Genomic DNA, 26,711 nt, shown 5'->3' on the forward strand with positions numbered 1-26,711 from the left:
GAATGAGCGAGCGGGACAGCGGCTCCGACCTGGCCTCGGTACGGACCCGGGCGGAGCGGACCGGCAACGGCTGGCGGCTGACCGGGACCAAGATGTGGACCGGCGGCGCGCACGTCAACGACCACGCGATCGTGCTCGCCCGGACCGGAGAGTCCGAGGACCGCCACGCCGGGCTGAGCCAGTTCATCGTCGACCTGCGCGATCCGCACGTCCGGGTCGAACCGATCCGCCTCCTCAGCGGCGAGCACACCTTCAACTACTGCCATCTGGAAGGCGTCGAGCTCACCGACGACGCACTGCTCGGGCGCCCCGGTGACGGCTGGCGGCAGGTCACCGGCGAACTGGCCCTGGAACGCAGCGGACCCGAGCGCTTCCTGTCCACGCTGCCGCTCCTGACCGCTCTGGTGGGACAGTTGCGGCGGACCGGCGGGGGCAGTCCCGAGCAGCAGGCGCGGGTGGGCCGGCTCACCGCGCGCCTGTCGTCCATCCGGCAGCTGTCGTTGGGGGTGGCCGCGGCGCTGGCGGCCGGCCGCCCCGCCGATGTGCAGGCGGCACTGGTCAAGGACCTCGGGACCCGCTTCGAAGGCGAACTCGTCAACGAGGCCCGCGAGATCCTGCCGACCGCGGCCCGCTTCGACGCCACCCGCGGCAGCTACCCCGAACTGCTGGCCACCGCGATCCTGCACGCGCCGGGATACACGCTGCGCGGCGGCACCAACGAAATCCTGCGCGGCATCATCACCCGAGGTCTGGAGCTGTCCCGATGAGCACCGATTCCCCCGCCGAACCCCTCCTCGAACGCGCCGCCGACGCCCTGCCGCCGCTCGACACCGCCCCGACCACCCTGGTGGCCCTGGCGCGGGAAGCCGGCCACCGCGGCACCCCGGCACCGCTCGCCGAGACGCTGCTCGTCGCCCGCCCGTTGCTGGCCGCGGCCGGGCTCGCCATCCCGGACGGCCCGCTCACCGTGGCGGCCGGCCCACTCGATGTGCGGTTCACCCACGTGGACACCGACAGCAGGGTCGGACCCTCGGGCGCGGCGGGCACCGATGACGCCCTGCGGGTCAGCGGCACGCTGCACCGGGTGCCGTGGGCCCGGGCCGCCGAAGCCGCGGTCGTGCTGACCGAGGGCCCGTGCGGCGGGCCGGTGCTCTTCCTCCTCGAAGCCGCCGAGTGGCGGCAGGTGGCGGGCACGAACCTGGCGGGCGAGCCCAGGGACGACCTGGTGCTGCTCGACGTGGCCGTCCCCGCCGAGCGGGTCCGCCGCGTTCCGGCCGCGCTGGTCCGGGAGGCCGAATGGCGTTCCGGCCTGGCGCGGGCCGCCCTGATCGCCGGTGCCGCACGCCGCTGTGTCGAGCTGACGGTCGCTCACACCACCTCCCGTATGCAGTTCGGCCGCCCGCTGAGCCACTTCCAGGCCGTGAAGCAGGAGGAGGCCAAGCTCGTGGAGGAGGCGGCCCTGGTCGCCGCGGCCGTCGAGGCGGCCGCGTCCGCCCTGGCCGAACCGGCCTCCGCGGAGTTCACCGCGTGGCTCGCCGCCGCACAGGCCGCCGCCTCGGTGGCCGAGATCACCCGCGTCGCCCACCAGCTGCACGGCGCGATCGGTTTCACCGAGCTCAGCCCGCTCCACCTGGCCACCACCCGCATGTGGTCCTGGCGCGACGAGGACGGCGGTGAACGGGCCTGGCAGCAAAGGATCGGCCGGCACGTACTCGACGGCGACGGCGACCACTTGTGGCAACAGGTGACCGGCGCGCCCGACGACACCGGGGCCCGCCCCGTCGGCCAACGGCCGACCGGATAAGGCCGATCGGGGGGCGGGCGCGACCCGCGTTCCGCCCCTCTGAGACCGCACCTTCGACAAAGGCACAGGCAAAAGCAAAGGCAAGGAGAACCCTCTCCTTGCCACTCTCAACGTATAGCGCACTGGGGGGCTTGCCGCAAGGCCCCGGGTATGGCGCACAATCGTCGGCCGATGCCACAACCTGCGGAAATGGGGGCACGTCGTGCGTGTGTTGATGTCGAGGTACGGGGGACGCGAAGGCGTCGAACCCGGGGTGGGACTGGCAGTGCGAGTGCGAGTGCGGGTGCGGGTGCCTGGCGCGGAGGTGCGGGGGTGTGCGTCGTCCGACCGGGCGGAGCGGCCGGCCGGCTCGACAGTGGGAAGACAACGAGGGATGCGGACGTGCTCGACAGGAGTTTCGACGGAGTCGGCGGCGCCGGTGATGCGGTCGGCCACCGCGGTGCCACGGAGCACGGGTGCCTCGGAGGTGGCGCGATGAGCGAGCGGTATGTGTGGGATCTTCAGGACGTCGACGAGACGCAGATCGCGGTCGTCGGCGGCAAGGGCGCGCACCTGGGCGGGCTGTCGCGGATCGAAGGCATCCGCGTGCCGGGTGGCTTCTGCGTGACGACGGACGCCTTCCGGCGGGTCATGGCGGAAGGGCCGTCGATCGACGACATGCTCGATCGGTTGTCGCGCCTGAACCCGGACGACCGGGAGGCGATCCGCACGCTCAGCGCGGAGATCCGTCGGACCATCGAAGGGATCGCCGTCCCGGGCGATCTCGCGGCGGCGATCACCCGCGCGCTCGCCCGGCTCGGCGCGGAAGCCGCCTACGCCGTCCGCTCCAGCGCGACGGCGGAGGACCTGCCGACGGCCTCCTTCGCGGGCCAGCAGGACACGTACCTCAACGTCGTGGGGCCGACGGCGATCCTCCAGCACATCAGCCGGTGCTGGGCCTCGCTGTTCACCGAGCGGGCCGTGACCTACCGCCAGCGGAACGGCATCGACCACCGTACGGTCCGGATGGCCGTCGTCGTACAGCAGATGGCCTTCCCGCAAGCGGCCGGCATCCTGTTCACGGCCGACCCCGTCACGGGCAACCGGAACGTCGCCACCGTGGACGCCGGCTTCGGCCTCGGCGAGGCCCTGGTCTCCGGCCTGGTGAACCCGGACGTCTTCAAGGTGCGGCACGGCGAAGTCGTCGCCAAGGCGATCGCCGCCAAAGAGCGTGCCGTGCACGCCCTGCCGGCCGGCGGTACGCGGGAAGTGGAGATCGACTCGCAGCGGCAGCAGCAGCCGGCGCTGACGGACGCGCAGGTCGTGCGGCTCGTGCGGCTCGGGCGGCGGATCGAAGCGCACTTCGGGCGCCCGCAGGACATCGAATGGTGCCTGGTCGACGATGACTTCCAGATCGTGCAGAGCCGGCCGATCACGACGCTGTTCCCCATCCCCGAGACCGGAGACCAGGAGAATCACGTCTACGTCTCCGTCGGCCACCAGCAGATGATGACCGACCCCATGAAGCCCCTGGGGCTCTCCATGTGGCAGCTGACTGCCATGGTGCCGATGCACGAGGCCGGCGGCAGGCTCTTCGTCGACGTCACCCGGCGCCTGGCCTCGCCCGCGAGCCGCGCCGCCCTCCTGGACGTCATGGGGAAGGGCGATCCGCTGGTCAGGGACGCGCTGGAGACCGTTCTGGACGGCGACGACTTCATCCCGCTGATCCCGGACGCGGGTCCCGGCGGACCGCCGGCCGGCCGTGCGTCCGACCCGATCGAGACCGATCCGCGCATCGTCACCGAGCTGATCGAACGCAGCCGGGCATCCGTCGCCGCCCTGGAGCGCGACATCCGGACGAAGACCGGCCCGGAGCTCTTCGACTTCCTGCTGGCGGCCTTCGAGGAGCACAAGCGGGTCCTCGGCGATCCGCTGAGCATCCAGGCGATCATGGCGGGGATGGGGGCCACGTGGTGGCTCAACGACAAGCTGCAGGGGTGGCTGGGCGAGAAGAACGCGGCTGACACGCTGACGCTGTCCGCCCCCGACAACGTCACGTCGGAGATGGGACTGGCGCTGCTCGACGTCGCGGACGTGATCCGCCCGCGGCCGGAGGTGGTGGCGTTCCTGCAGGGCGTCCAGGACGACGGCGCCGAGGACGAAGGGTTCCTGGACGAGCTGGCGAAGCTCGCGGGCGGGACCGAAGCGCGTGCCGCCATGGAGTCCTACCTCGACCGGTACGGCATGCGCTGCGTCGCCGAGATCGACATCACGCGGCCACGTTGGCGCGAGCGCCCCACCACCCTCGTGCCCGTGATCCTCGACAACGTCCGGAACTTCGAGCCGGGCGCCGCCGAGCGGCGCTTCGAGCAAGGGCGGCAGAAGGCGCGGGAGAAGGAACAGGACGTACTGTCCCGCTTGCGGGCGCTGCCGGACGGGGACCGGAAGGCCGACGAGGCCAAGCGGATGATCGACCGCGTCAGAACCTTCATCGGGTACCGGGAGTACCCGAAGTACGGCATCATCAGCCGCTACTTCGTCTACAAGCAGGCCCTGCTGGAGGAGGCCGAGCGCCTCGTGCAGGCCGGCGTCGTTCCTGACAAGGAGGACGTCTTCTACCTCACGTTCCAGGAGTTCCACGACGCCGTGCGCTCGCACCAGGTGGACGACCGGCTCATCCAGCAGCGCAAGGACGCGTTCCGGTCGCACCAGGCGCTCACCCCGCCCCGGGTGCTCACCTCGGATGGTGAGGCCGTGACCGGCGCGTACCGGCGCGACGACGTGCCGGCCGGCGCCCTGATCGGCCTACCGGTTTCGGTCGGGAGCATCGAGGGGAGGGCCCGCGTCATCCTCGACATGGCGGAGGCCGATCTCGAAGCCGGCGACATCCTCGTCACGACCTTCACGGACCCCAGCTGGTCGCCGCTGTTCGTCGGAATCGCGGGCCTGGTGACGGAGGTGGGCGGCCTGATGACCCATGGCGCGGTGATCGCCCGGGAGTACGGCCTGCCGGCCGTGGTGGGCGTGGAGCAGGCCACCCGGCTGATCCGGGACGGGCAGCGGATCCGCGTGCACGGAACCGACGGCTACGTCGAGATCCTGTCCTGACCGCCCTCGGACGCCGACGTCGGATGGCGCCCGCCGGCGGTACCGGGAAAACCCGTTGCGGTGCCCGCACTCCGCCGGTACAGAATCAGCGGGTGCAGATCCTCACGTTCCCCGAAGCCGCCACGCCCGTCGAACTCCGCACCCAGGTGGGGGAGATCCAGGAGCAGGCGTGGCCCTCGGAGCCCGGCGTGATCCCCCGGCTCGACGCCCCGGTGCACGACCCCGCACTGCGGCCGCGGTCGATGCTGCTGCTCGCCGACGGGACCGTCCTCGCCGCCCTGGACATCCTCACCAAGGAGATCACCCACGCCGGCCGCGGCTACGTCGCCGGTGGCCTGAGCACGGTGGTGACGCACCGGGAGGCACGCGGCCGCGGGCACGGCCGGCGCCTGGTCGCCGCGGCCCGGGAGGCGCTGGCCACCGACGCATACGACCTGGGACTGTTCACCTGCGACCGACCGCTGCGCGCGTTCTACGAAAGCGCGGGCTGGCACCACCTCCCGGACACCGTCCTGGTCGGCGGCACACCGCAGGCGCCCTTCCCCAGCGACCGGCCCGGATTCGACAAGGTCACCATGGCCGACTTCTTCTCGCCCCGCGCCCGGCGGGACCGCGCGTCGTTCCGGGGCAGCCGCATCGCGCTCCACTCAGGAGACATCGACAAACTCTGGTGATTCCCGGCATGTCCGCCCATCGACGGGAACCTCAGGCTCCGGATATGCCTCTTTCCCCCTCGGACGAACGGATGGACCACCGCGGCGTGCGGCGCGGGAAGGAGCAGGCATGGGGCGCCGGACGGGGAACGGCACACGGGCAGTGCTGACGCTGGCCCTGGCGGCCGCGGTGACCGGCTGCACGGCGGGCCAGGAGGCGGCCGATCCGGCGGACGCCGCCTCCCGCCGGACCCACGGCAAGGGCAGCTCGGGCGGCTTCGTCGTCCAGTACCGCACGGGCGGCAAGGCGGCGTCTGCCACTGCGTATCTGCGCACCCGGCGCATCCTGGACAAGGCGGCCGAGCGACTCAACGACACCGTCGAGGTGCCGCACCGCATACCGCTCGTGGTCCGCTCGTGCGGTGCGGCCGAACCCGCCTACGACCCGGAGACCGGCACCGTCGACTTCTGCGCGGAGCACGTCGAGGAGATACGCGACCGCTTCGCGCACGCCGACCGGCGGGGCGCCCCGGGTGCCGGCGATGCGCATGCGGCCGCCGTACTGGAGGAGACCGCCTACCACGAGAGCGCCCACGCCCTGATCGACCGCCTCGGTCTGCGCTTCACCGGCCGGGAGGAGGACGTGGCCGACCAACTCGCCGCGGTGCTGCTGATCGGCCAGGGCCGCGCCGGGGAGGCCAAGGCCCTGGCCGTCGCGGAGGATTACGCTCTGGCCGCCGAGGAGACCCCGTTCGACGAGGCGGATCTGCTCGACGAGCACAGCCTGGACGGTCAGCGCGCGGCGAACTACGCCTGCTACGTCTACGGTGCGCACCCGACCCGGCACGAGGATCTCGTCGGTGCCGGTGGACGGGTCACCGAGGACCGCGCCGAAGGCTGCCCCGACGAGTGGGAACAGGCCAGGAGCGGCTGGCAGCGACTTCTCGCCGGCCACCTCAAGCGCCAGGTGTGACGCCCGCCGACGACCTCCGCGAGGCGGCGGACACCGGGACTCTCGGCTCTACGGCCCTGGCCTCACGAGGCTCCTATCGGGAGTCGGGTCGGGAGTCACGTCGCACTCTTGCGTCACGACTCTCGTATCAGGACCCCCGCGTCACGCGTCTCGCGTCACGGCTCCCGCGTCACCGCGGCGATGACCGTCGCCACGACCTTGCGGACGGCCGCGGTGTCCGGCGTCGGGCTCTCCCGGTCGGCGAACAGCAGGTGGCCGGCCCCGATCAGGGTGGGCGCCAGGGTGCCGGTATCGGCGTCGGCCGCGACCCGGCCCAGCTCGCGCTCGGCGTCCAGGTAGGCGGCGATCATCGCGGTGGCCTCCGTGAGGAGAGGGATGCCGACCGAGCCGCCCTGCCGGAGGCGGGCGCGCAGGCCGTCGCGTGAGATGAACAGGCCGACGATGGCCACGGCGACCGATCCGAACACCTCCTGCACCGCGGTGGTGAGGTTGCCGGCGACGGTGCCGGTTCCGGCGGACTTCCGCAGGGCGGCGGCCTGTTCGTCGATCCGGCCGATCCGGTCCCGTACGAGCTCGGCCAGGAAGGCGTCGAAATCGGCGAAGTGCCGGTGCAGCACGCCTTTGGCGCAGCCCGCCTCCGTGGTGACCGCCCGGCTGGTCAGTGCGTTCGGCCCGTCCCGCAGCAGGATGCGCTCGGCGGCGTCGAACAGCTGCTCCCGCACGTCGCGGATGGCCACCCCTGTGGGCACGGTGCACCTTCTTCTTCGTCGGCCGGTTCCCGATTGCCGCCCACCCGGTTGACGAGTGGGCGCGTGCCCACCATAGTGGGCGCATGCCCACTTTATCGCCCTCCGGGCACCCCGAACCTTCTCGGCACCGCCGGCTTGCACAGTCGTTCGGCTCGGACGCCGAACGCTATGACCGGGCCCGCCCCCGCTATCCCGACGCCCTGGTGCAGCGGATCGTCGCCGGTCGCCCCGGCCTCGACGTCCTCGACGTCGGTTGCGGAACGGGCATCGCCGCCCGGCAGTTCCAGGCGGCCGGCTGCCGGGTGCTCGGGGTCGAGCCCGACGCACGGATGGCCGACGTGGCACGGCGCTTCGGCACCGAGACCGACGTCGCGAGGTTCGAGGACTGGGAGCCCGGCAACCGGAACTACGACACGGTGGTCGCCGGCACGGCCTGGCACTGGATCGACCCGGTCGCGGGCGCGGACAAGGCCGCCCGGGCACTGCGCCCCGGCGGCCTGCTGGCACCGTTCTGGAACGTCTTCCGGTTCCCCTCCGACGTGGCGGACGCCGTCGCCGAGGTCTGCCGGCGGGTGCTGCCCGACGCGGCGTTCGACGTCACGGCGATGGCGAAGGGGGCCCTGGACGCCTACCGCCCGGTGTTCGCCAGGACCGCCGACGGGATCCGGAACACGGGCCGGTTCGACGAACCGGAGCAGTGGCGCTACGACTGGGAGTGGACCTACACCCGGGATGCCTGGCTGGACCAGATGCCCACCCTCGGCGCCTTCACCAGGGTCCCGCCGGCCGCGCTGGCGGAGGTGCTGGCGGGCGTCGGGGCCGCCATCGACGCACAGGGCGGCAGTTTCACGATGGGCTACGCGACGATGGCGGTCGTCGCCGCGGTGCGCACCGACGCCGCCTGACGACCGGCCATCCGCCGAAGACGGCAGGACGGCCACCACGCTCCTGCCGGCCTGCCGCCACCTCGGTCGTCCTGTGCACTGTGGACTGTGCATTGTGGACTGTGCGCTGTCTGACGAGGCTCTGTTCCTGCCCCGCTGCCGACGACAGCGGCATCCGATCCACCCGGTGGCGCCGACGATTCGTATGCTCACAGCGCGGGGAACCGGAAGCCGAATACGACCACCTTCGGAGGCGAACTCGCATGCCGGAACAGCGTGTTGTCCTGGCGGGCAGGCGGGCAGGCGGGCAGGCGGGCAGGCGGGCAGGCGGGCAGGCGGGCAGGCGGGCAGGCGGGGGAACGGGAATCGGGGCCGCCACCGCCCGGCTGCTGCGCACCGCCGGGCACCAGGTCGTGATCTCCGGGCGGCGGCCCGAGCCGCTAGCGGGGCGTGGAGCCGCCGCTGCTGCGCTCGGCGAACGTCGACGGCGGCCACGAGTGGAACGGGCGCGTGATGACGGAGTACCGGGACCGGATCTTCTACCGCCGCTGATCCACCGGGCCGCCGGCCGCCCCGCTACGGGCACGTCGGCAGCACGACCCGGACCGTCAGTCCGCCACCCGGGTTCGCCGTCGCACTCGCCTCGCCGCCGTGCGCCCTCGCGATCGACGCCACGATGGAGAGCCCCAGGCCGGCCCCCTCACCGGGAGCGTGGCGGCGGGCCTGCGCCCGGCGGAACGGCTCGAACAGCAGCGGCACGGTCGCCGGGTCCACCACCGGCCCGGTGTTGGCGACCTCCAGACCGCCCGGCCCCACCCGGACCCGTACCGTCCCGCCGGGGTGGTTGTGACGCAGCGCGTTGGCGACCAGGTTGTGCACGAGTTGGCCCAGCAGGACCGGGTCACCCTCGACCGACACCGGCCGAGCCTCCGCCTCGACAGTGATGGACCGTGCCTTCGCCTCCGCCTCCAGCGCCTCGGTCACCGTGGCCGCGGTCGCGTCCAGGCCGACCCGTTCGCGCCGCCGCAGGCCCTCGTCGGAAACCGCGAGGAGCAGCAGGCCCTCGATGAGCTGCTCGCTGTCGGCGGCGGTGTCGATGAGCTTGTCCCGGATCCAGGCGACCTTCTCGGGCGGCGGGTCGTCGGCGAGGCCGATCTCGGCTGCGGCCCGCTGCACGGCGAGCGGGGTGCGCAGCTCGTGGGCGGCGTTGGCGGCGAACCGCTGCCGGGCGGCGACCAGCTCCTCGATCCGGTCGAGCATCCCGTCGAAGGTGTCGGCCAGTTCCTTGAGCTCGCCGGGCGGGGCCTTCAGCGCGAGGCGTTCGTGCAGGTTGCTGCCGGAGAGCCGGCGGGCGCGGGCGGTGATGACGCCGACCGGCCGCAGCACCCGGCCCGCCATCCACCAGGCGAGCGCGACGGAGAGCACCGAGTAGACGGCGAGGGAGACCCCGGAGACCATCAGCAGCTGGTTGAGCGCGGCGCCCCCGGCCGCGGTGGTGACCCTCTTCGCCACCGCGGCCTGCCCGGGTTCCATGACCCCGGTCTGCGCCCAGTCCGACGACGGCGGCTCGGGCGTGGAGGCCACGCCCGACCGGACGGCGGGGGCGGTGGCCCCGTCGGGGACCGCCGGGGCCACCGCAGTCAGCACACTGGCATAGAGGCCCTCGCTGACCAGCAGGTAGACCAGCCCCACGAGCAGGGCGCCGGCCAGCACCAGCAGTCCGCCGTACAGCGCGGTGAGCCGGGCGCGCTCGCTGCTCACCGGCTCTCCCCCGGCCGGTTCGCAGAGCCGTCGTCCGGCTGGTCCGCGGGCCCGCTCACCGGTCCGGTCGCGGGGCCGTGGTCCCCCGGCGCGTCAGTGGGGCCGTTCCCGATGCGGTAGCCGGCCCCCGGGACCGTGTCGATCACCGGGGGCGCGCCCAGTTTGGCGCGGAGCTTTGACAGGGTGACCCGGACCGCGTTGGTGCGGTAGCCGGTGTCCTCCTCCCACACCTCCTCGATCAGGTCGTCGCCGCTGACGACCGCGCCCTCGGCCCGCAGCAAGGTCTCCAGCACGGCGAACTCCTTGCGGGAGAGCGAGAGGTAGCGGCCGTCGCGGCAGACCTGGCGGCGGGCGGTGTCGAGCGTCAGCCCGGCCCGTTCCAGGACCGGCGGGAGAGCGGGGCGGGCACGGCGGCCGAGCGCCAGGACCCGGGCGAGGAGTTCGTCGTACGCGAACGGTTTGGTCAGGTAGTCGTCGGCGCCGAGCCCGAGGCCGGCCACCCGGTCCCGTACCGTCCCGGACGCGGTGAGCATCAGGATCCGGGTCAGCAGGCGCATGCCGACGACCCGCCGGCACACCTCGTCGCCGTGCAGCCCCGGCAGATCGCGGTCGAGGATCATCACGTCGTACGCGCCGAACCGAAGTCGGTCCAGCGCCGCCCGGCCGTCGGGGGCGATGTCCACCGCGACGGCGTCGCGGCGCAGCCCCTCGGCGATCATTCCGGCCAGGAATTCCTCGTCCTCCACCACCAGCACACGCATGAGTCCTGTTTAACCCAAAGCGATGTTTCGTCGGTGTAAGCATCCGGGCTGAGAGAAACGAAACCGCGTCCTCGCACACGCTCAAGCCGTACGTATCCGGCCTGTCAGCAACGGACGAGGAGTCCTCATGAACCCGACCATTTCCCGCCGGACCACCTCCCGCACACAAAGCCGCGGCGTCGTCGCCGCCTGCCTGATCGCCGCCGCCGTCGTCCTGTCGGCCACCGCCTGCTCGGGCGACGGCGGCGGAAGCGGAAGCGGAACCAAGAGCGGCGGCTCTGCTTCGGACACCAAAAAGACGGACGCGGACCGGGCCCTGGAGCACCGGAAGTGTCTGCGGGAGCAGGGCCTGGACGTCCCGGAGCCGAAGCCGGGCGAGGACGGCCGCGGAATGACCATCAAGGGCGGCGGCAAGAGCAAGAAGGAGATGGAGAAGGCGTTCAAGGCATGCCAGGACAAATCAGTCGGCGGGGCCAAGGAGATCACCCAGGCCCAGAAGGACAAGATGCTCGCCTTCGCCCGGTGCATGCGCAAGAACGGCATCGACATGCCCGACCCGAAGTTCGAGGGCGGGATGGCGCAGGCGCCCGCCGTACAGCAGAAGGACATGAAGAAGTTCGAGAAGGCCAACGCGGCGTGCGAAAGTGCCGGGCGATGAGGCGCGGACGCGTCATGGTGGCCGCCGCGGCAATACTCGCCGTGGCGTCCGGGTCACTGGCTCTCACCCAGTTCGGCTCCGCCGGGGAGACGGGCGGCCCGAGGAACACCGGGCTGCCCCCGGCCACCGCCGCGGTCGAGCGCCGCGACCTGCACGACAGCGCCCAGGCGGACGGAACGCTCGGCTACGACAAGCAGCGCAAGGTCAACGCGGGCGCGGCAGGCACCATGACCTGGACCCCGCGCACCGGCTCGACCGTCAAGCGGAACGAGCGGCTGTACGAGGTCAACGGCCGGGCGGTGTGGCTGATGTACGGCTCGGTGCCGATGTACCGGACTCTGAAGCCCGGCGACCGGGGCCGGGACGTGGAGCAGCTGGAGCGCAACCTCGCGCAGCTCGGCTACACCGGCTTCACCCCGGACGACGAGTACACCGAGCTGACCGCGGCCGCCGTCAAGCGCTGGCAGAAGTCCCACGACAGCAAGCAGACCGGAACGGTGGGGCCGCAGGACATCGCCTTCTCCCCGGCGGAGGTCCGGATCAAGAGCGTCGAGGCAGCCGTCGGCGAACTGGCCCAGCCCGGCGCTCCGGTCCTCACCACGACCGGCTCCGAGCGCATCGTGACGTTCGAGCTCGACGTCGCCGAGACCCAGCTCGCCAAGGCGGGCACCAAGGTCACCGTGGATCTGCCGGACGGCAGCAGCGCGGCCGGGTCGGTCTCCTCGGTCGGCCGGACGGCGAAGCCCGGCAAGGACCCGCAGGACAACAGCCCCAAGGTCACCCTGACCGTCTCCTTCGACAAGCCGGACAAGGTCGGCGGCTTCGACCAGGCGCCGGTCACGGTGAACCTGACCGGCGAACTGCACAAGGACGTCCTCAGCGTCCCGGTGAACGCGCTGCTCGCGCTGCCCGGCGGCGGCTTCGGCCTCCAGGTCGTCCAGGGCGGCACGGTCCGCGACGTGAAGGTCGAGCTCGGCATGTTCGCCGAGGGCCGGGTCGAGGTGTCCGGCGGCGGGCTGCGCGAGGGCATGAAGGTCGGGGTGCCGAAGATATGAGCACGGTCGTCGGCCTCAGGGCCGTCACCAAGGAGTACCCGGGCCCGGTCGCCGCCCTGCGCGGCGTGGACCTCACCGTCGAGGAGGGCGAACTCCTCGGCATCGTCGGCCCGTCCGGCTCCGGCAAGTCCACGCTGCTGCACATCATCGGCACCCTGGACCGCCCCACCGCCGGGTCCGTCCACATCGCGGGGCACGACGTGGCGGCGCTCTCCGACCGCAGGCTCTCCGCGCTGCGTGCCCAGCACGTCGGCTTCGTCTTCCAGGCGTTCCACCTGGTGCCGGGTGTCAGCGCCCGCGACAACGTCGCGGAGGGCCTGCTGTACTCGGGCCTGTCCCGTGCCGTACGCCGCCGCAGGGCCGCCGAAGCGCTGGAGCGGGTCGGGCTCGCCGACCGCCTCGACCACAAGCCGCACCAGCTCTCCGGCGGACAGAAGCAGCGGGTCGCCATCGCGCGGGCCGTCGTGGGGGAACCCGCGCTGCTGCTGGCCGACGAACCGACCGGGGCACTCGACTCGGCGTCCGGGGAAGCGGTGATGAAGCTGCTGCGCGACCTCAACCGGGAGGGCGCCACCATCGCGGTGATCACGCACGACACCGAGATCGCCCGGGACCTGCCGCGCGAGGTGCGCATCCGGGACGGCCAGGTGGTCGCGGACGTACGCAATCCGTCCGCGGACGTACGCAATCCGTCCGCGGGAATGCGCGATCCGTCCACGGATGTGCGCGACGGCTCCGGGAACGGCCGCTCCCCCGCCGCGACGGGAGCGGACCAGTGAGGGCGCGGCGCGCGGACCGCGAGGCCGGCGGCCGGGGGCGGCTGAAAGCGGCCCGGCTCGGCCCCCGGGACGTACTGCACGTCGGCTCGGCGGGGCTGCGCAGCCGGCCGATGCGGGTCGTGCTCTCCGCCCTGGGCATCGCCATCGGCATCGCGACGATGATCTCGGTGGTGGGCATCTCCGCCTCCAGCCAGGCCCAGCTGCTCCGGGAACTCGACAAGCTGGGCACCAACCTGCTCGTGGCCTCCCCCGGCGAGTCGATGTTCGCCGGGCAGGACGTCAAGCTGCCCGAGGACGCCGTCGGGATGGTGGGCCGCATCAAGGGCGTCCAGGAGGTGGGCGCGACCGCCGACCTCGACACGACCGCACGCCGCAACGAGAAGATCGACAAGGACGACACGGGCGGGATCGTCGTCAAGGCGACCACCGGCGACCTGCTGCGGGTGCTGCGCGGCGAGGTCCACAGCGGCAGCTGGCTCAACAACGCGACCGGACGCTACCCCTCCGTAGTGCTCGGCCATGTCTCCGCGGAGCGTCTCGGCATCACCGCTCCGGGCCAGCAGGTGTGGATCGGCAACCGGTACTTCACCGTGGTCGGCATCCTCGCCCCGCTGCCGCTCGCCCCGGAGATCGAACGCTCCGCCCTGGTCGGCTGGGAGGGTGCGAAGCGCCTGCTGGGCTTCAAGGGCCACCCGACGTCGGTGTACGAGCGCTCGGCCGACGCGGCGGTGCAGGACGTGCGCAAGGTCATGGCGGCGACGGTCGACCCGCAGAACCCGCAGAACGTGAAGGTCACCGACCCGTCGTCGGCGCTCCAGGCCAAGGCGGCGACCGAGGGGGCGTTCAGCAGCATGCTGCTGGGCCTGGGCGGCATCGCGCTGCTCGTCGGCGGCGTCGGGGTCGCCAACACCATGATCATCTCGGTGCTGGAGCGGCGGTACGAGATCGGGCTGCGCCGCTCGCTCGGCGCGACCCGGGGCCAGATCCGCATCCAGTTCGTCACGGAGTCGCTGATGCTCTCCGGCCTGGGCGGCCTGGCGGGCGTGGCGCTCGGCGCGGCGGCGACCGGGGTGTACGCGTACTCCGGCGGGCTGCCCTGGGTGGTGCCGCCGTGGGCGGTCGGCGGTGGCTTCGGCGCGACGCTGGTGATCGGCACGATCGCGGGCCTCTACCCCGCGGTGCGGGCGTCCCGTCTCTCACCGACGCTGGCGCTGCACGCGGCGTGAGGACGGGCCCCGGCCGGGGGCGGTGCCGGGCTCCGCGACGGGGCCCGGCGTCGCCCCGGCCGGACCGCGTCGCCTACGGCCGCTTCGTCACTGCCAGGTCGACCGCCCCCGCGACCCGAGCCGCCACCGTCTCCGCGTACGCCGCGTCCGGCCGCTCGAAAGCGGTGCGATGGGCGGAGCGCAGAAACGTCACCACACCCAGCGTGCGCCCCCTGCTCCGCAGCACCGCGCACAGCGCGTGCACCGAATCGCCCGGCCACTGCCGTTCGGCCGCCCATACCCCGGCCTCCTGCCCCGCCCCCGCACTGGCCCGCACCGAACCGGTACGGGCCACCGCCTGAAGGGCCGGATGGCCCGCCGTGTACCGCAGCGGAACGCCGCCACCGGCCACCGGCAGGCACGGCCCCGGCTCACCGGACGGGGTCGCCGCCACCCGCACCTGGCGAGGCCGGTGATCTGCCAGAGGGTGTAGGCGGTGGAGGCGCTGACGGCCAGGTGCTGGGTGTGGGCGGCGAGGTAGGTGCGGATGGGCTGGTCGATCACGGCCCACAGGCCGGTGGTGGTTTCGGTGCCAATCTGCACGCCCGGGACGGCGGTGAACAACTGGTTTACCGCTGTGGTGAGGATGCCGGCGGCGGCGTTCAGCAGCACGAGGAGCGCGGCGATACTGGCGAGGGCGAGGGCGGCTTTGATCCAATGGGTTCTCCAGACACTCAGAACTGTCTCATCGAGTGGATGTCGGGCCGGGAAAAGCCGTCGCCCAACGTCATGCTGGTGCGGCAGGCTCGGGTCATGACCACGCCGTCCTTCATTCCCGGGCTGGAACTCTCCCGTCGCTTCTACAACGAAGCCGTCCGGCCCCTGCTGGACGAGGCCGCCCCCGGCATGCCTCACTCCGCCGCCCGCCTCGGCAGCGGCTCGGAGGTCCTGGGGTTCGACACCGCCCGTTCCGCCGACCACGAGTGGGGACCCCGCCTCCAGCTTCTCCTGAGCCCGGAAGATGCCACCCGCTGCGGGGCGGTGATCAAGGACCTGCTCTCCGCACGTCTGCCGAAGACCTTCTACGGCTACCCCACGCACTTCGCCGGCACAGCCGAGGCGGAAATCCGCGTCATGCAGGCGACCGACGGGCCGGTGCACCACCGCGTCGACATCACCGACCCAGCCACCTGGTTCATCGCGCAACTGGGGTTCGACCCCGGCCAGGGCGTCACCCTGGCCGACTGGCTGGCCACCCCCACGCAGCGGCTTGCCGAAGTCACCGCCGGCGCCATCTTCCACGACGGCCTCGGCCGGCTCATCCCGGCCCGCGCACAGCTCGCCTGGTATCCCCACGATCTCTGGCTCCACGTGCTTGCCTGCCAGTGGCAACGCATCTCCCAGGAGGAGGCCTTCGTCGGCCGCTGCGGCGAAGTGGACGACGAACTCGGCTCCGCCGTCGTAGCCGCCCGTCTGGTCCGCGATCTGATGCGGCTCTGCCTGCTCATGGACCGCCGCTACCCGCCGTACAGCAAATGGCTCGGAAGCGCCTTCGCTCACACCCCGCAGGCAGCGGTCCTCACACCTGCCCTCTCCGCAGCCCTCACCGCCACCGACTGGCACACCCGCGAGCACCACCTGGCCCGCGCCTACGAAACCGTCGCCGCCGGCCACAACCATCTCGGCCTCACCGACCCGGTCGACCCCACCACGCGCAGCTACCACAGCAGACCGTTCCAGGTCTTGCACGCCGAACGCTTCACCGCGGCGTTGACGGCTCGTATCACCGATCCAGCCGTCCGCGCACTGCCGCTGACCGGCACCGTCGACCAGTTCATCGACAGCACCGACGTCCTCAGCCACCCAGGACAGGCACGAGCGGTGACCCGGGCCACCACCTCCGTCCCACAGTCGTGACGTCTGACGACATGCCCAGCCTGCGATCCGCACGCCGTTACGTACTCATTGCTTCTCCAGACATCGAGGGTGTCTCATCTGGGTGAGATCTTGTGCGCCCCGTAGCGATCGCAGTGATCTTCCGTTGGTGTGACTGCGTACGTGCGAACGTGCTCAGGTCGGTACGGGAGGGTCGGTGCGGCTGTACTTCGCCAACCACCGGGCGGTGTGGCGGGTGGGTGATGTTGCGGGGATCGATCGGTCCCTGCTGGCGGGGGCTCTGGAGCGGTACCGCCTGCCGGCGGGTACGCCGGTCCTCCTGGACGACGCGATGCGGCCGGTGGAGCCGGTCTCCTCATGGTTTCGCGGTCTGGCGCTGGCCCGGCGGGACGCGAAGTCGATGCGGGCCTACGCCTACACCGTGCTGATGCTGCTCGGCTTCCTGCTGGCTCGCGGTGCGGACCTGCGCTCGGCCACCGAGATGGACATCCTGCAGTTCCGGCAGTGGCGGCGTGCGGACGTTGAGGACACGGTGGGGGGAACCACCTGGGACCGAGATGCGGCCGCGATCGTCAGCCTCTACAAGCACTTGGTCCGCATCGGCTACGTCCCGTCGAGTCCGTGGCGGTCGTCGCAGGGGGAGTCGCTGGGCAGCGGCTTCAGCACGGACGTGCGGGTGCGGCATCTCGAGCTGGAGCAGTACCTGTTCTTCCGGGACGTCGGGTTCGGTGGGCTGACGCCCGAGGCCGAGCTCGACGAGACGTTCAGCGGGTGGCGCCCGCATCGCAATCGGGCCGCGGTCGAACTCGCGCTGCTGACCGGGATGCGAGCCCAGGAGTGGTCCACGCTGCTGCTGCCCGAACTCGGCTTGATGGCGGGTGACCGCCCTCGGACCGCCGACGTCGATCTGGCGGCCTGCGCGAAGCAGAAGCGGCCTCGGTCGGTCTACGTCCCGGTCGGCGCGATGGAGTTGCTTGACCCCTACTTGATGATCGAGCGGCCGGAGATCGTGGCGAAGGCCCAGCGCACGCTGCGGCGCCGGCACCGGGACCTGTTCGTGGTCCAGCGGCTGGAGGCCGACGAGACGAAGGTGCGGGGCGTCCTCGAAGGCCGCACCGTCACCCGATCGATCAAGGACATGGACCCGGACCTGCGCCGCATCACGGTGCTGGAGACCGGGGGCGGGCTGGAGCCGCTGGCGCTGTTCATCGGTCAGGGCGGCAAGATGCTGACCGCCTCGGGCTGGGACCGGGTGCGTTGGAGGGCCTGGGACCGGCTCAAGGCCTGGTCAGCCCATCAGAACGCTCCGCAGTTGCCGCGTCGTTGCTGGGTCTATCACGACCTGCGGCACACCTTCGCCCTGCGTCTGCTGATCTTCCTGACCCGAGAGGCCCTCGGCGACGCCGAGAGACAGCAGCTGCCGATGTCGACGCTGCTGGACCACATGACCAGCAACCCGCTGCTGGTGGTCCAACGCCGGCTCGGTCATGTCCTTCCATCGACGACCTACCGCTACATCCGCTATCTGAAGGACCCGATGCGCGAGGTCGACGACGCCTTTCGCGAGTGGACCGTCGCCGACGGCGCTTCGTACGTCACCATCGCCCGCGACCTGCTGAACCTGGAAGAGAACGCCCATGCCGCGCCGCGGTGAGTACACCCGGAACTTCCCGCTTCCCGGTCCGCGGGCGGCGGAGCCCGTCCGGATCGGGATCCGGACGGTGACCGGCCTGACCGCCGACGGCCGCCAGCAAAGCCCCTCGTTCGATCCAGCTGCTTTCACCTGCTCACACCTCGCGGGCGAGCTGGCGGACGAGTGGGTGGAGAAGGCTGCTTCCGCGACGCTGTCGGCGACCGCCGCGGCGTTGTATCGCCAGGCCATCACGCTGTTCTGCCGGCACGTCGATGCCCACGTTCCCCACGCGGTGAAGGCCTCGCTCGGTGAGCCGGACCCGGACCTCGCCCACGCGCTGACCGACTGGACCCGCCTGCTGCCCGCCTCCTACGGCGCCGGCTCCCGAGTGCCTGCAGCGCTCGCCGGCAAGCTGCGCATCCTCATCACGCGCCGGGCCGAGCATCCAGACCGCCCGGTCGCGGCCGGCCTGCGTCACTGGGCGAGCGGACATGTCGGTCTTCGCGGCGGACAGACCCAGGAGCTGGATGAGTTCACCCGCGCGGACAAGAAGGAGCTGGTGAAAGCTGCCTGGTCCGATCACCTTGCGATCACAGCGAGGATCCGGCGGGGCTGGGAACTGGCGGCCACCGGGAAGGACCCGGCCGAGGACGGCTGGGACCGCCTGGCGAACCTGCTCTGGGCGATCACGAACGACGCCTGGACCTGCGAGGAGATCGCCGAGCACCTGCCGGGGTGGCACGAGATGCCGCCCTCGCTGCGCGAGGTGATGCCGCCCGGAACGCTGCCGCAGTTCGGCAAGCGGATGGTGCTCCGTCACCTGGTTCGCCAGCTGTTCCCACACAACCTCGATCTGCACAGCTATCGGATCTTGCTGATGGCGGCCACGGGCCGCTCGTCCGAAGAGGTCAGCGCACTGACCGAGGACGACATCGAGTTCGGCCCGCGCAGTGTCGTGATCGACTTCACCAAGGGCCGGGCCCACGCCCGCACCCGGCAGGCGTTCAGCACCTTGGGCGAGCAGGCCGACGCACTGCTCCATCCCCGGCGGCCGAAGCTGGACGCCGCCGCTCTCACCCAGGCGCTCGTTGAGCTGGCCACGCCTTTGGCCCGCCGGGCGGGCATCGAGCCGGTCCCGCTGTTCCTGCGCGCCGCCGTCGACCCCTACACGCTGCGGATCCGACGGTTCAGCGGGGACACGGTGGCCTCCCAGTTCTCCGACTGGCTCGAGTTCCACGGCGTCAGCGTGGAGGGACCGGTCGACATCCGGCGTCTTCGCAAGTCCGGCAAGGTCGAGAAAGCCTTGGCCTTCAGGGGCCGGGTCAGCGACATCGCCGATGACCACTCGCAGCAGACCTTCCGCAGGCACTATGCCCACGGCACGACGCTGCGGGTGATCGCCGGGAACGTCATCGCCACGGCTCAGCGGCGGTGGCTGGACCAGGCGTTGAACGGACCGGTAGTGCTGAGCGAGGAAGCCGAGCGGTCGCTGGCCGAGCCGGGGGCGGCCGGCGCTCTCGGACTGTCGCAGGAGGAGATCGATCAGCTGCGGGACGGCCAGCTCGACATAGGGGTGTCCAGTTGCAAGGACCCCTTCGACTCCCCGTTCGGCCGCACCGGCCAGCTCTGTCCGGTCGCCCCGACCCGCTGCCTGGAGTGCCGCAACGCCTTCGTCCTGCCCTCCAACCTCCCGCAGCTTCTGCTGTTCGCCGACCACCTGGCCACGCTGCAGCTGCGGCTGTCCCCTCAGGCGTTTCACGCCCTTTGGGGACAGAGCCGCATCAACGTCAACGAGGCGATCAAGGCCCGCACGGACGCCGAGATCACCACGGCCCGCCGGCAGATCGCCGAGGACGGGCTGACCCTGCAGCTTCCCCTCGCCGCCCACGTGGAGTTCGAGTCATGACCAGCCGGCTTCCCCTCCCGAAGAGGTCTTCGATCTTCCGCGGCGACGAGCCCGTGGTGCAGTCCCATCCGCTGCTGCCTGGCGCCAGGCCGCCCGTCTTCTCGGAGCGGGAGTGCTGGGATCTCAATGGAGTGCTGCGCAAACCCGTCAACCAGCACCCCTCGCACATGCGCGTGCCCTTTCCCGGCTTGACTCCGGCGATGAACCTGCTGGCCCGCGAGCTGGCCATGATCTGGTTCAACCCGCGCCACCCGGCGCTGCTGACCCGCGGTATCCACCTCCCAGACGACCCTCGTGTCGCCAACACCGTCCGTGCGCGGACCACGTGTCTGCGGGAGCTCGCCGCCTTCGGAGCCGACCAGCATCTGCCCGAGCTGGTCAGCCGGTGGGCGGCGGAGGACTTCCACCGCTTCCTCGCTCATCACAGCAACCCGGACCCGGAGCCCCGCCTCGTCGATCACATCGTGGTCATCAAGGCCCTGCACCGGTTCGGCCGGGCCCTGGCCGACGGCGGCCTCAAGGAGGACCCCTGGCCGGGCATGTCCGCCGTCGCGGCCCTCAGGCTGCCGGTCAACGGCCCGCTCAAGACGCCCGTGGTCAAGCCGGAGACCTGGTTCCCGCTGGTCCGGGCTGCCTGGACCTACATCACTGTCTTCGCCCCGGACATCCTGCGGGCCCTCGATCGCTGGCAGGCGATCGAGGCACGCACGGAAGACATCAAGCTGCCGGAAGCGGACCGCCGGCTCACCGCCTGGCTGGCCGACCCGGCAAGCCGTGTCCCGGCCCGACCGCCCAGCGCCCAGACCGGACGGGAAGGCCCGGTTCACTGGGACCTGCTGGCCCGGATGGTCGGACTCGACGCAGACCTCAGGAACCTGTTCTCCGCCACCAGCAGCACCGGCCGCGCACGCAGAGCCGCCGTCGAACGGCTCGTCGCGGCCGGCCGTGTCCAGTACGGGCTGCTGCCCGACCTGCTGGAGGTCGACCGTCCCGACGGAAGCCGCGGCCCCTGGCACGACGCGTTGCTGCCCAGGCAGCTCGGGCGCGAGGCCACGGCCCTGCGCAACGCCTGCTACATCTTCGTGGCGGCCCTTTCGATGATGCGAGACTCCGAAATCCGGGAGATCACCAAGGGCTCCGTCGTCGAGTACTTCAGCACACCGGCCGTGAAGTCGACCAAGGTCAAGCTCGACGCGGACCTGCCGGTCAAGCACTGGTGGATCACCGAACCGGTCGCGCAGGCCATCGAGCTGGCCGAACGGCTCTCCCAGCACCCCGAGCTGGCGTTCGCGTCCGTCCCAGGCCGCGATCCGGAAACCTTGTTCACCAGCCAGGACGTGATCGAGGACTTCGTCGACCACGCCAACCGAGGCCGGCACATCACCGGCCTGGACGAGATCCCGCCCCAGCACATCACCCCGCACATGTTCCGCAGGACCATGGCGATGCTCACCAGAGACTTCCCCGGCTCGGAGATCGCGGTCGGCATGCAGCTCAAGCATGCCGCCACCCGTGCCCTGGCCAACCGGACCACCGGCGGCTACATGGAGCCCGCCTCGTCCTGGGCCCGTCATCTCGACAACGCCATCGCCGAGCGGAAGTTCCAGCGCGTCAAGGAACTCTTCGCGGCCGACAGCCGCGGCGAGACCATCGGCTTCGGTCCCGGCGCCGACCGCATGCGCGAGGCCTTCGCCGCAGTACGCGAGAAGGCCGCCGAACTACGAGCCACGGGCAAAGCCCAGCGCGGCGACCTCCGGGTCGAGCACGACCTGCTCCAGCGCACCCGGTTCTCGATCCGCTTCGGCAAGCTCAACCACTGCACCATGAACGACGACGACCCCATCGGGGCCAAGTGCCTCGAGGAGGCTGTCGTTCCCGAAGGACACCGAGGTCCTCTCCTCGACCGCTGCCAGCCCTCCCGATGCACCAACAGCATCCTCGGCCCCGAACACCTGCCGATCTGGACGGCCGAACAGGGCTCCTTGAACCGGCTACGAGCTGATCCCAAGCTCCCCGCCAACCGCCGGGCTCTGCTCGACGCCCAGCTGAACGAGGTCGCGCTGATGCTCAAGAAGGCAGGCCAGTGACCGTCTCCGCCAAGACCGAGCAGGCCCTGCGCGACGCCATGGAACGGCTCCTGTCCGGCCAGCCCCAGCACACCGACGGCAAGCTCACCAAGAACAACCTCTGCCGCGAGGCCGGAATCAGCCGGGCCACGATGAACCGGGCCCCCGAGCTCCTCACCGAGTGGGACGCCCGTACCGCCACCAGCCCGGCCGGCCGTCACCACCAGCGCCACACCGAGGAACTCGCCGAGCTTCGCGGCAAGCTACGCAAGAGCCGCGACCAGTGTCACGCCCTTCAGGAACAGGTCGACGCGGCAGCCACCGTCATCATGACGCTTCTCGCGGAGAACGCATCGCTGCGTGAGCACGCCACCGGCCGTTCGGCCGCGGTAATCCCAATCCCGCTCAGCCGTGGGCAGGCCACGCGGGAGTGACCGCGTGTCTCATGAGACATGTCGAAGTCTGGAGAAAGTGGGCCATGCCGTGCCATCCGGCGTTTGGCGCGCCGTACGTCCTCCCACAGTTCGTGGAAGATGTCGTCCTCGTCCCACGCCTCGGTCCACCGGGCGCGGGTTTCAGCGAACCGGGCCGTCTTCGACTTCGTCGTCGTGTGGTCGTTGTCGGCGGTCGGGGTGGGGTCGTTGGGTGCCAAGGTGAGGCTGCTCCTTGTCCGGAGGGGTGGGTGGTGGTGCGGGCCGGGCGGCCTGCCCCGTCCCCGTCGCCCGAGAGGCGGGCGGGGCGAGGCAGGCAGCCCGGCTAATCCGTGGAACCTGTTGCGCCGGAAGACCGCCTTGCGGATGTTGACCGTGGCGCCGCCCCGCACCCGCCGCTGCTGCGCGAGGCTCCGCGTACGGCGAGCGCGAGGAAGACCAGCACGAACAGCCCGGCCACGCTCATCACGGCACGGCACGGCACGGCACGGCACGGCACGGCCCGGCCCGGCCCGGCCGGGGCGGTGGTGGTGTGGCGGTCGGCTGGTCCGTCAGATCCACCGCACCGCACGGCCCCAGCCCCGGGGTGGAGTTGGGACGGCGCATGGAGCCCTCGCGCCGTGGCCGACGCGATCGAGCATCTCCTTGCGGTGCAGCTTGAGCAACCTCTCACTCCAGAGGGCTGATTCCTTGTCGTCCTGGTGTTCGGCGGGCGCCGCACCTGGTCACTGACGAGCTACGGACGGCTGCCACTGGCGGAGGTGCCGTGTCGATCGCTGCTGAGGCTGATACCCAAATCGCGTCTCGCCCTCGCGTCGGGGCCGGCCTCCGACGCGAGGGTGAGCGCTGTCGTGCTGCTCGTTGCTCAGTGACCCGTCTCAAATGATCTGGTTCGGCGTCGGGCCGCTGATGTGCGGCGGCCAGTTCACTTGAGGCGTGGGGATTGCCGGGAATCTCAGGTGATGTGGTCCTGGCTGGTTGGACGCCGGATGCTGTCTCAGCTGATCTGGTCCGGCTCCGCTGTTTCGAACCGGTACCGCGCCTGGATCGTCAGCCACGACTGGTCGTTGCGGAAGATCATTCCGAGGCCGTCGGGCTGCTCTCGCGCGTCGAAGAACCCGCTGAGGGGCAGCGGCGTTGGCGACTTCAGGGCCTGCCGGACCGTGGCGTGGTTGACGTGGTGACGCTTCGCCAGATGAGAGACCGGCAGCTGCTTGGCTTGAGCGTCCTTGCGGATCGCCGCGAAGAGCGCGGGTTTGTCCGCGCCCTTGGTGAAGCTGTGCTTGGGGCTATCGGGTTCCGTACGCTTCTGTCGCGCCAGATCGGACAGCGCCCGTTCCAGCGCTTCTTGCCGGCGTCCGGTGACCACTGCGTGCCGGTCGGCCTGTGGGCGTCTGCCGTGTCCGTGGTCCGGCGGGCCAACGGGCTTTGTCTGCGGGCGGCCGAGTTTGCGTACTATGCCGTGCTTTCGTCAACGGATGTGGAGCCGGTCCCTGTTCGGCCCCGAGGGGGGTGATCCGGTGTGGGCCGGTTGCTTCCCGGTGCGATTGGAAAATTCACCTCACCCGAACCCCTTGACGGCCAGGATGCCCACCTGGAACCTTCTGAAAAAAACTGAGTGGAAACGCAACGTACCAAGCAACTTCACTCATCCACGGGGGATGAATCGGGAGAAAAGGGAGGCAAGGATGAGACGACGCCGCTGGATCACCGGGCTGTGCACCGCGGTGGTGCTGGCTTGGTCAGGAGGGGCCGGAACGACCGCCCTGGCCGGAACGACCGCCGGCCGGGCGCCCGCAGACAGCGGTGCCGCCAACACCGACACCCCCATCGGGCAGAAACCGATGATGGGCTTCAACAACTGGGCGCGGTTCACGTGCGCGGCGCAGGCCCGGCTGGACGGGACCCGGGCCGGCTACTCGTTCCAGGACTTCATGGAGGACCAGGCCAAGGCGATGAAGGCCACCGGTCTTGTCGCCGCCGGGTACAAGAACCTGACCGTGGACGACTGCTGGATGCAGCGCACCTCGGCCGGATACCTGCACGGCGCCGCGCACTGGGGCGGCAGCAGTCAGCCCGGCTTCGACTGGGAACTCACCGGCTACGCCGATCGCCTGCACGCCCTCGGCATGGAGGCCGGGCTCTACAGCACCTCCGGTGAGAAGACCTGCCAGGGCGTGCCCGGCGGCGTCAAGGGCCACGAGGACAACGACGCCCGCTCGCTCGCGTACTGGGGCATCGACTCGCTCAAGCTGGACAATTGCGGTACGACGTGGAGCGACCGGCAGCAGATCTTCACCACCACGGCCAAGGCGCTGAACACCGCCACCACCGGCAACGACCGCAAGATCCTCTTCAACGAGTCGGCGCCGGCGGCCGCTTCGGGTGCCGAGTCGGTCAAGTACAAGACCATGGACTGGGTGCGCGGGCTCGGGCAGATGTGGCGGGTCAGCCCGGACATCACGGTGTGGCCCAAGGCCGCCTGGAACGACCCGAGCGCTGAATCGGCCTACCAGGGCGGCGTGTACCAGAACTTCACCGACACCGTGGCGCTGGCCCGGTACAACGGTGTCGGCAACCACAACGACGCCGACATGCTGCTGATCGGCGACAACAAGCAGCTCACGCCGCCCGAGCAGCGCAGCCAGTTCGCGCTGTGGTCGGCCATGGGCTCGCCGCTGATGATCAGCACCGACGTACGGAAGATGGCGGCGCACCCGGAGGACTACCAGGAGCAACTCGCCATCCTGAAGAACAAGGACGTCATCGCCGTCGACCAGGATCCGCTGGGTGCCGGCGGCTACCTCGCCTCCCGCGACAACGCCTCCGCCACAGCCGGGATCGACGTCGTGGTCAAGCCGCTCGCCGACGGCAGCCGCGCGGTGACCGTCCTCAACAAGAACTCCTCGTCGGTGCAGTACAAACTGGACCTGTCCCGGATCGGCTTCGGCAACCTCAGCTGCACCCGCACCGCCCGCAACCTGTGGACCCACCAGGACTCCCGGGTCACCGACTCGATCAGCACCACGATCGGCGGTCACGACAACGCCATGTTCACGGTGGCGCCCGGCAGTTGCGGCGGGGCGGCGGACGCGGTCGGGCAGATCCAGGCCGCGCAGAGCAACTTCCAGAAGACACCGTTCTGCCTGGACGCGCACCACGGTGCGACGAAGGGTGCCGAGGTCGCCCTGTGGGACTGTACCGGCGGCGCCAACCAGCAGTGGCGGCTGCGCGGCAACGGGCTGATCTCCAGTCTCCAGGACGACGGCCTGTGCATGACGGGCGACCCGACCGGCCTGCGGCTGGCCGCCTGCGTCGACAGCGACCCGCACCAACGCTGGACCTACCACCGCTCCGGCGAACTCCGGCAGGCCACGGGGGCATGCGTGGACATCAACGGCGGTGCGCTGGACGACCGTTCAGCCAAGGTGACCACCTACCAATGCGGCACGTACCAGCCCAACCAGACCTGGAGCGCCCCCTTCACCGCCCCACCTGCTGCCTGAGCCGCGGTCCCTGGCGTCGTACGCACGACGCCGACGCCCGGAAGGCGCCCCGTCACCACCGCACGGCCGTGACGGGGCGCGCCGCGTCGCGTGAGGGGGTGGAGCGCCGGCCGGGCCACGGAGCTTCCCAGCAGGGCACACACCCCACGGGAAGCCGCGCCCACGAATGGCGGCGACGGGCGTGCGGACGTGGCGAGGGCAAGCCACCGGATCTTCTCACCGGTGTCGCCAGGCCCTCTTCCGCGGCTGGTAGCGGGTAGCGTGAGGCTGAAGCCGAGGAGGTTCACATGGGCGAGATCGCGCCGGCAACGTGGACGACTGTGGTCGACGGGGAACTCGTTGAGATCCCAGCGACGATAGACGGAATCCATGCCGTGCTCCCCGAGGTAGACCGTGCCGCCTTCGAGGCCGAGGTCCGTCGCACGCCGGCCCAGGACCTCCACCGGGTCCTGGCGCGCTGGGCCCTGCCTGCCGCGGCCGAGCGCGAGGACGACGCGATCCTGGCGCGGTTGAAGGCCGGCGACTTCACCGGCTGCGTCCCGCAGGACGGCGACGAGCACCACGCGGGGGTGGCGTGAGCACGTACCGCATCCAGTACGCCGACCCGGCCGAAGCCGCACGCAAGGCGATGCCGCCCGAGGCCCGCACGGGATTCGAGCGCGCCATGGGCAAGACTCTGAGCGTCGACCCCTACGGCCATGGCTCCATCGCGGTCAAAGGCGGCGACCGTGACTACCGCGAGGTCACCGTCGCCGGCACCTTCGTCGTCTACTACGTCAGCGCCTCGATCCTCGTCGTCACCGGGGTTCGCATCGTCCACTGAAGCTGTGCACACGCACAACGGCCCCGGGACGAATGTCCCGGGGCCCGGTTATGGATACCGGTCTGCACAACGGCTTCGCTG

At 71.1% G+C, this 26,711-nt stretch carries 22 protein-coding genes and 2 pseudogenes; 19 read left to right on the plus strand and 5 right to left on the minus strand.

Annotated features, from left to right (window positions below):
• From CG747_RS49645 to CG747_RS21720, 5 genes are all read left to right on the plus strand, one after another.
• On the plus strand, positions 1–767 hold a 767-nt coding region (locus CG747_RS49645; protein WP_257980593.1), incomplete at its 5' end, for an acyl-CoA dehydrogenase family protein.
• Positions 764–1,804 carry an acyl-CoA dehydrogenase family protein gene (locus CG747_RS21705; RefSeq protein WP_100603457.1) on the plus strand — a complete coding sequence of 347 codons (1,041 nt, stop codon included), beginning with the start codon at positions 764–766 and terminating at the stop codon, positions 1,802–1,804. The genes CG747_RS49645 and CG747_RS21705, both read left to right, overlap by 4 nt.
• Positions 1,805–2,278: 474 nt before the next feature.
• The gene (rph, locus tag CG747_RS21710; RefSeq protein ID WP_100603591.1) at positions 2,279–4,891 is read left to right on the plus strand and encodes a rifamycin-inactivating phosphotransferase; all 2,613 of its coding nucleotides are present in this window, start codon (positions 2,279–2,281) and stop codon (positions 4,889–4,891) included.
• Positions 4,892–4,983: 92 nt separating this feature from the next.
• Positions 4,984–5,565 (plus strand): GNAT family N-acetyltransferase, encoded by a 582-nt coding sequence (locus tag CG747_RS21715; protein ID WP_100603458.1) that lies wholly within the window; start codon positions 4,984–4,986, stop codon positions 5,563–5,565.
• Between the two features lie 109 nt (positions 5,566–5,674).
• On the plus strand, positions 5,675–6,517 hold the full coding sequence (locus tag CG747_RS21720) for a DUF4344 domain-containing metallopeptidase (RefSeq protein ID WP_100603459.1): 843 nt from the start codon (positions 5,675–5,677) through the stop codon (positions 6,515–6,517).
• Between the two features lie 155 nt (positions 6,518–6,672).
• On the opposite strand, the gene CG747_RS21725 is transcribed toward CG747_RS21720, so the two are convergent.
• On the minus strand, positions 6,673–7,266 hold the full coding sequence (locus CG747_RS21725; protein ID WP_100603460.1) for a TetR/AcrR family transcriptional regulator: 594 nt from the start codon (positions 7,264–7,266) through the stop codon (positions 6,673–6,675).
• A gap of 83 nt (positions 7,267–7,349) precedes the next feature.
• On the opposite strand from CG747_RS21725, the gene CG747_RS21730 reads away from it, so the two are divergent.
• Entirely contained in the window at positions 7,350–8,171 is an 822-nt protein-coding gene (locus CG747_RS21730; RefSeq protein WP_100603461.1) for a bifunctional 2-polyprenyl-6-hydroxyphenol methylase/3-demethylubiquinol 3-O-methyltransferase UbiG, read from the plus strand.
• A 423-nt stretch (positions 8,172–8,594) separates the two neighbouring features.
• Positions 8,595–8,702 (plus strand): annotated as a pseudogene (locus CG747_RS21740) (SIS domain-containing protein); the annotation flags it as partial.
• A 24-nt stretch (positions 8,703–8,726) separates the two neighbouring features.
• Here CG747_RS21740 and CG747_RS21745 read toward each other — a convergent pair.
• Both CG747_RS21745 and CG747_RS21750 read right to left on the minus strand, forming a co-directional pair.
• The gene (locus CG747_RS21745) at positions 8,727–9,911 is read right to left on the minus strand and encodes a HAMP domain-containing sensor histidine kinase (protein WP_100603463.1); all 1,185 of its coding nucleotides are present in this window, start codon (positions 9,909–9,911) and stop codon (positions 8,727–8,729) included.
• Positions 9,908–10,672, minus strand: a complete 765-nt coding sequence (locus tag CG747_RS21750) for a response regulator transcription factor (protein ID WP_100603464.1) — start codon at positions 10,670–10,672, stop codon at positions 9,908–9,910. Before CG747_RS21750 ends, CG747_RS21745 begins: the two co-directional genes overlap by 4 nt.
• Before the next feature lie 127 nt (positions 10,673–10,799).
• Here CG747_RS21750 and CG747_RS21755 point away from each other — a divergent pair, with 127 nt between their 5' ends.
• The 4 genes from CG747_RS21755 to CG747_RS21770 are packed head-to-tail and all read left to right on the plus strand — an operon-like array spanning position 10,800 to position 14,390.
• Positions 10,800–11,330 carry a hypothetical protein gene (locus CG747_RS21755; protein WP_100603465.1) on the plus strand — a complete coding sequence of 177 codons (531 nt, stop codon included), beginning with the start codon at positions 10,800–10,802 and terminating at the stop codon, positions 11,328–11,330.
• The gene (locus tag CG747_RS21760) at positions 11,327–12,385 is read left to right on the plus strand and encodes a peptidoglycan-binding protein (protein WP_180985640.1); all 1,059 of its coding nucleotides are present in this window, start codon (positions 11,327–11,329) and stop codon (positions 12,383–12,385) included. Before CG747_RS21755 ends, CG747_RS21760 begins: the two co-directional genes overlap by 4 nt.
• Positions 12,382–13,164, plus strand: coding sequence for an ABC transporter ATP-binding protein (locus CG747_RS21765; RefSeq protein WP_257980596.1), 783 nt, complete (start codon positions 12,382–12,384; stop codon positions 13,162–13,164). Before CG747_RS21760 ends, CG747_RS21765 begins: the two co-directional genes overlap by 4 nt.
• A complete protein-coding gene (locus CG747_RS21770) occupies positions 13,161–14,390 on the plus strand; it encodes an ABC transporter permease (RefSeq protein WP_100603467.1) in 1,230 nt (409 codons plus the stop codon). Before CG747_RS21765 ends, CG747_RS21770 begins: the two co-directional genes overlap by 4 nt.
• Before the next feature lie 73 nt (positions 14,391–14,463).
• Here CG747_RS21770 and CG747_RS21775 read toward each other — a convergent pair.
• Positions 14,464–14,835: pseudogene (locus CG747_RS21775) on the minus strand (GAF domain-containing protein); the annotation flags it as partial.
• A gap of 347 nt (positions 14,836–15,182) precedes the next feature.
• Between CG747_RS21775 and CG747_RS21780 the strand changes: the two are divergent.
• The 5 genes from CG747_RS21780 (at position 15,183) to CG747_RS21800 (ending at position 22,304) form a co-directional block, all read left to right on the plus strand.
• Positions 15,183–16,286, plus strand: coding sequence for a DUF4037 domain-containing protein (locus tag CG747_RS21780; RefSeq protein ID WP_100603592.1), 1,104 nt, complete (start codon positions 15,183–15,185; stop codon positions 16,284–16,286).
• A 175-nt stretch (positions 16,287–16,461) separates the two neighbouring features.
• The gene (locus CG747_RS21785; RefSeq protein ID WP_100603468.1) at positions 16,462–17,919 is read left to right on the plus strand and encodes a site-specific integrase; all 1,458 of its coding nucleotides are present in this window, start codon (positions 16,462–16,464) and stop codon (positions 17,917–17,919) included.
• On the plus strand, positions 17,903–19,804 hold the full coding sequence (locus CG747_RS21790; protein ID WP_100603469.1) for a hypothetical protein: 1,902 nt from the start codon (positions 17,903–17,905) through the stop codon (positions 19,802–19,804). The genes CG747_RS21785 and CG747_RS21790 overlap by 17 nt, the downstream gene beginning before the upstream one ends.
• Positions 19,801–21,891: a hypothetical protein gene (locus CG747_RS49650; RefSeq protein ID WP_257980598.1), complete on the plus strand. Its 2,091-nt coding sequence runs from the start codon at positions 19,801–19,803 to the stop codon at positions 21,889–21,891. Before CG747_RS21790 ends, CG747_RS49650 begins: the two co-directional genes overlap by 4 nt.
• Complete coding sequence (locus tag CG747_RS21800; RefSeq protein ID WP_257980599.1) at positions 21,888–22,304, plus strand: hypothetical protein; 417 nt, start codon at positions 21,888–21,890, stop codon at positions 22,302–22,304. The genes CG747_RS49650 and CG747_RS21800 overlap by 4 nt, the downstream gene beginning before the upstream one ends.
• A gap of 994 nt (positions 22,305–23,298) precedes the next feature.
• On the opposite strand, the gene CG747_RS21805 is transcribed toward CG747_RS21800, so the two are convergent.
• Entirely contained in the window at positions 23,299–23,670 is a 372-nt protein-coding gene (locus CG747_RS21805; RefSeq protein WP_100603470.1) for a hypothetical protein, read from the minus strand.
• A 319-nt stretch (positions 23,671–23,989) separates the two neighbouring features.
• Here CG747_RS21805 and CG747_RS21810 point away from each other — a divergent pair, with 319 nt between their 5' ends.
• From CG747_RS21810 to CG747_RS21820, 3 genes are all read left to right on the plus strand, one after another.
• A complete protein-coding gene (locus CG747_RS21810) occupies positions 23,990–25,807 on the plus strand; it encodes a ricin-type beta-trefoil lectin domain protein (RefSeq protein WP_180985641.1) in 1,818 nt (605 codons plus the stop codon).
• 287 nt (positions 25,808–26,094) lie between these two features.
• Positions 26,095–26,385, plus strand: a complete 291-nt coding sequence (locus CG747_RS21815) for a hypothetical protein (RefSeq protein ID WP_100603472.1) — start codon at positions 26,095–26,097, stop codon at positions 26,383–26,385.
• Complete coding sequence (locus CG747_RS21820) at positions 26,382–26,630, plus strand: hypothetical protein (RefSeq protein WP_100603473.1); 249 nt, start codon at positions 26,382–26,384, stop codon at positions 26,628–26,630. Before CG747_RS21815 ends, CG747_RS21820 begins: the two co-directional genes overlap by 4 nt.
• Positions 26,631–26,711: the final 81 nt, after the last annotated feature.

This window comes from Streptomyces sp. CB02959 (assembly GCF_002803155.1).
Classification (GTDB): Bacteria; Actinomycetota; Actinomycetes; order Streptomycetales; family Streptomycetaceae; genus Streptomyces.

Coding starts and splice junctions, on each gene's coding strand:
- CG747_RS49650 (WP_257980598.1), top strand. CDS start 19,801: ATGACCAGCCGGCTTCCCCTCCCGAAGAGGTCTTCGATCTTCCGCGGC.
- CG747_RS21780 (WP_100603592.1), top strand. CDS start 15,183: ATGACCACGCCGTCCTTCATTCCCGGGCTGGAACTCTCCCGTCGCTTC.
- CG747_RS21815 (WP_100603472.1), top strand. CDS start 26,095: ATGGGCGAGATCGCGCCGGCAACGTGGACGACTGTGGTCGACGGGGAA.
- CG747_RS21790 (WP_100603469.1), top strand. CDS start 17,903: ATGCCGCGCCGCGGTGAGTACACCCGGAACTTCCCGCTTCCCGGTCCG.
- CG747_RS21750 (WP_100603464.1), bottom strand. CDS start 10,672: ATGCGTGTGCTGGTGGTGGAGGACGAGGAATTCCTGGCCGGAATGATC.
- CG747_RS21755 (WP_100603465.1), top strand. CDS start 10,800: ATGAACCCGACCATTTCCCGCCGGACCACCTCCCGCACACAAAGCCGC.
- CG747_RS21760 (WP_180985640.1), top strand. CDS start 11,327: ATGAGGCGCGGACGCGTCATGGTGGCCGCCGCGGCAATACTCGCCGTG.
- CG747_RS21720 (WP_100603459.1), top strand. CDS start 5,675: ATGGGGCGCCGGACGGGGAACGGCACACGGGCAGTGCTGACGCTGGCC.
- CG747_RS21730 (WP_100603461.1), top strand. CDS start 7,350: ATGCCCACTTTATCGCCCTCCGGGCACCCCGAACCTTCTCGGCACCGC.
- rph (WP_100603591.1), top strand. CDS start 2,279: ATGAGCGAGCGGTATGTGTGGGATCTTCAGGACGTCGACGAGACGCAG.
- CG747_RS21810 (WP_180985641.1), top strand. CDS start 23,990: ATGAGACGACGCCGCTGGATCACCGGGCTGTGCACCGCGGTGGTGCTG.
- CG747_RS21705 (WP_100603457.1), top strand. CDS start 764: ATGAGCACCGATTCCCCCGCCGAACCCCTCCTCGAACGCGCCGCCGAC.
- CG747_RS21765 (WP_257980596.1), top strand. CDS start 12,382: ATGAGCACGGTCGTCGGCCTCAGGGCCGTCACCAAGGAGTACCCGGGC.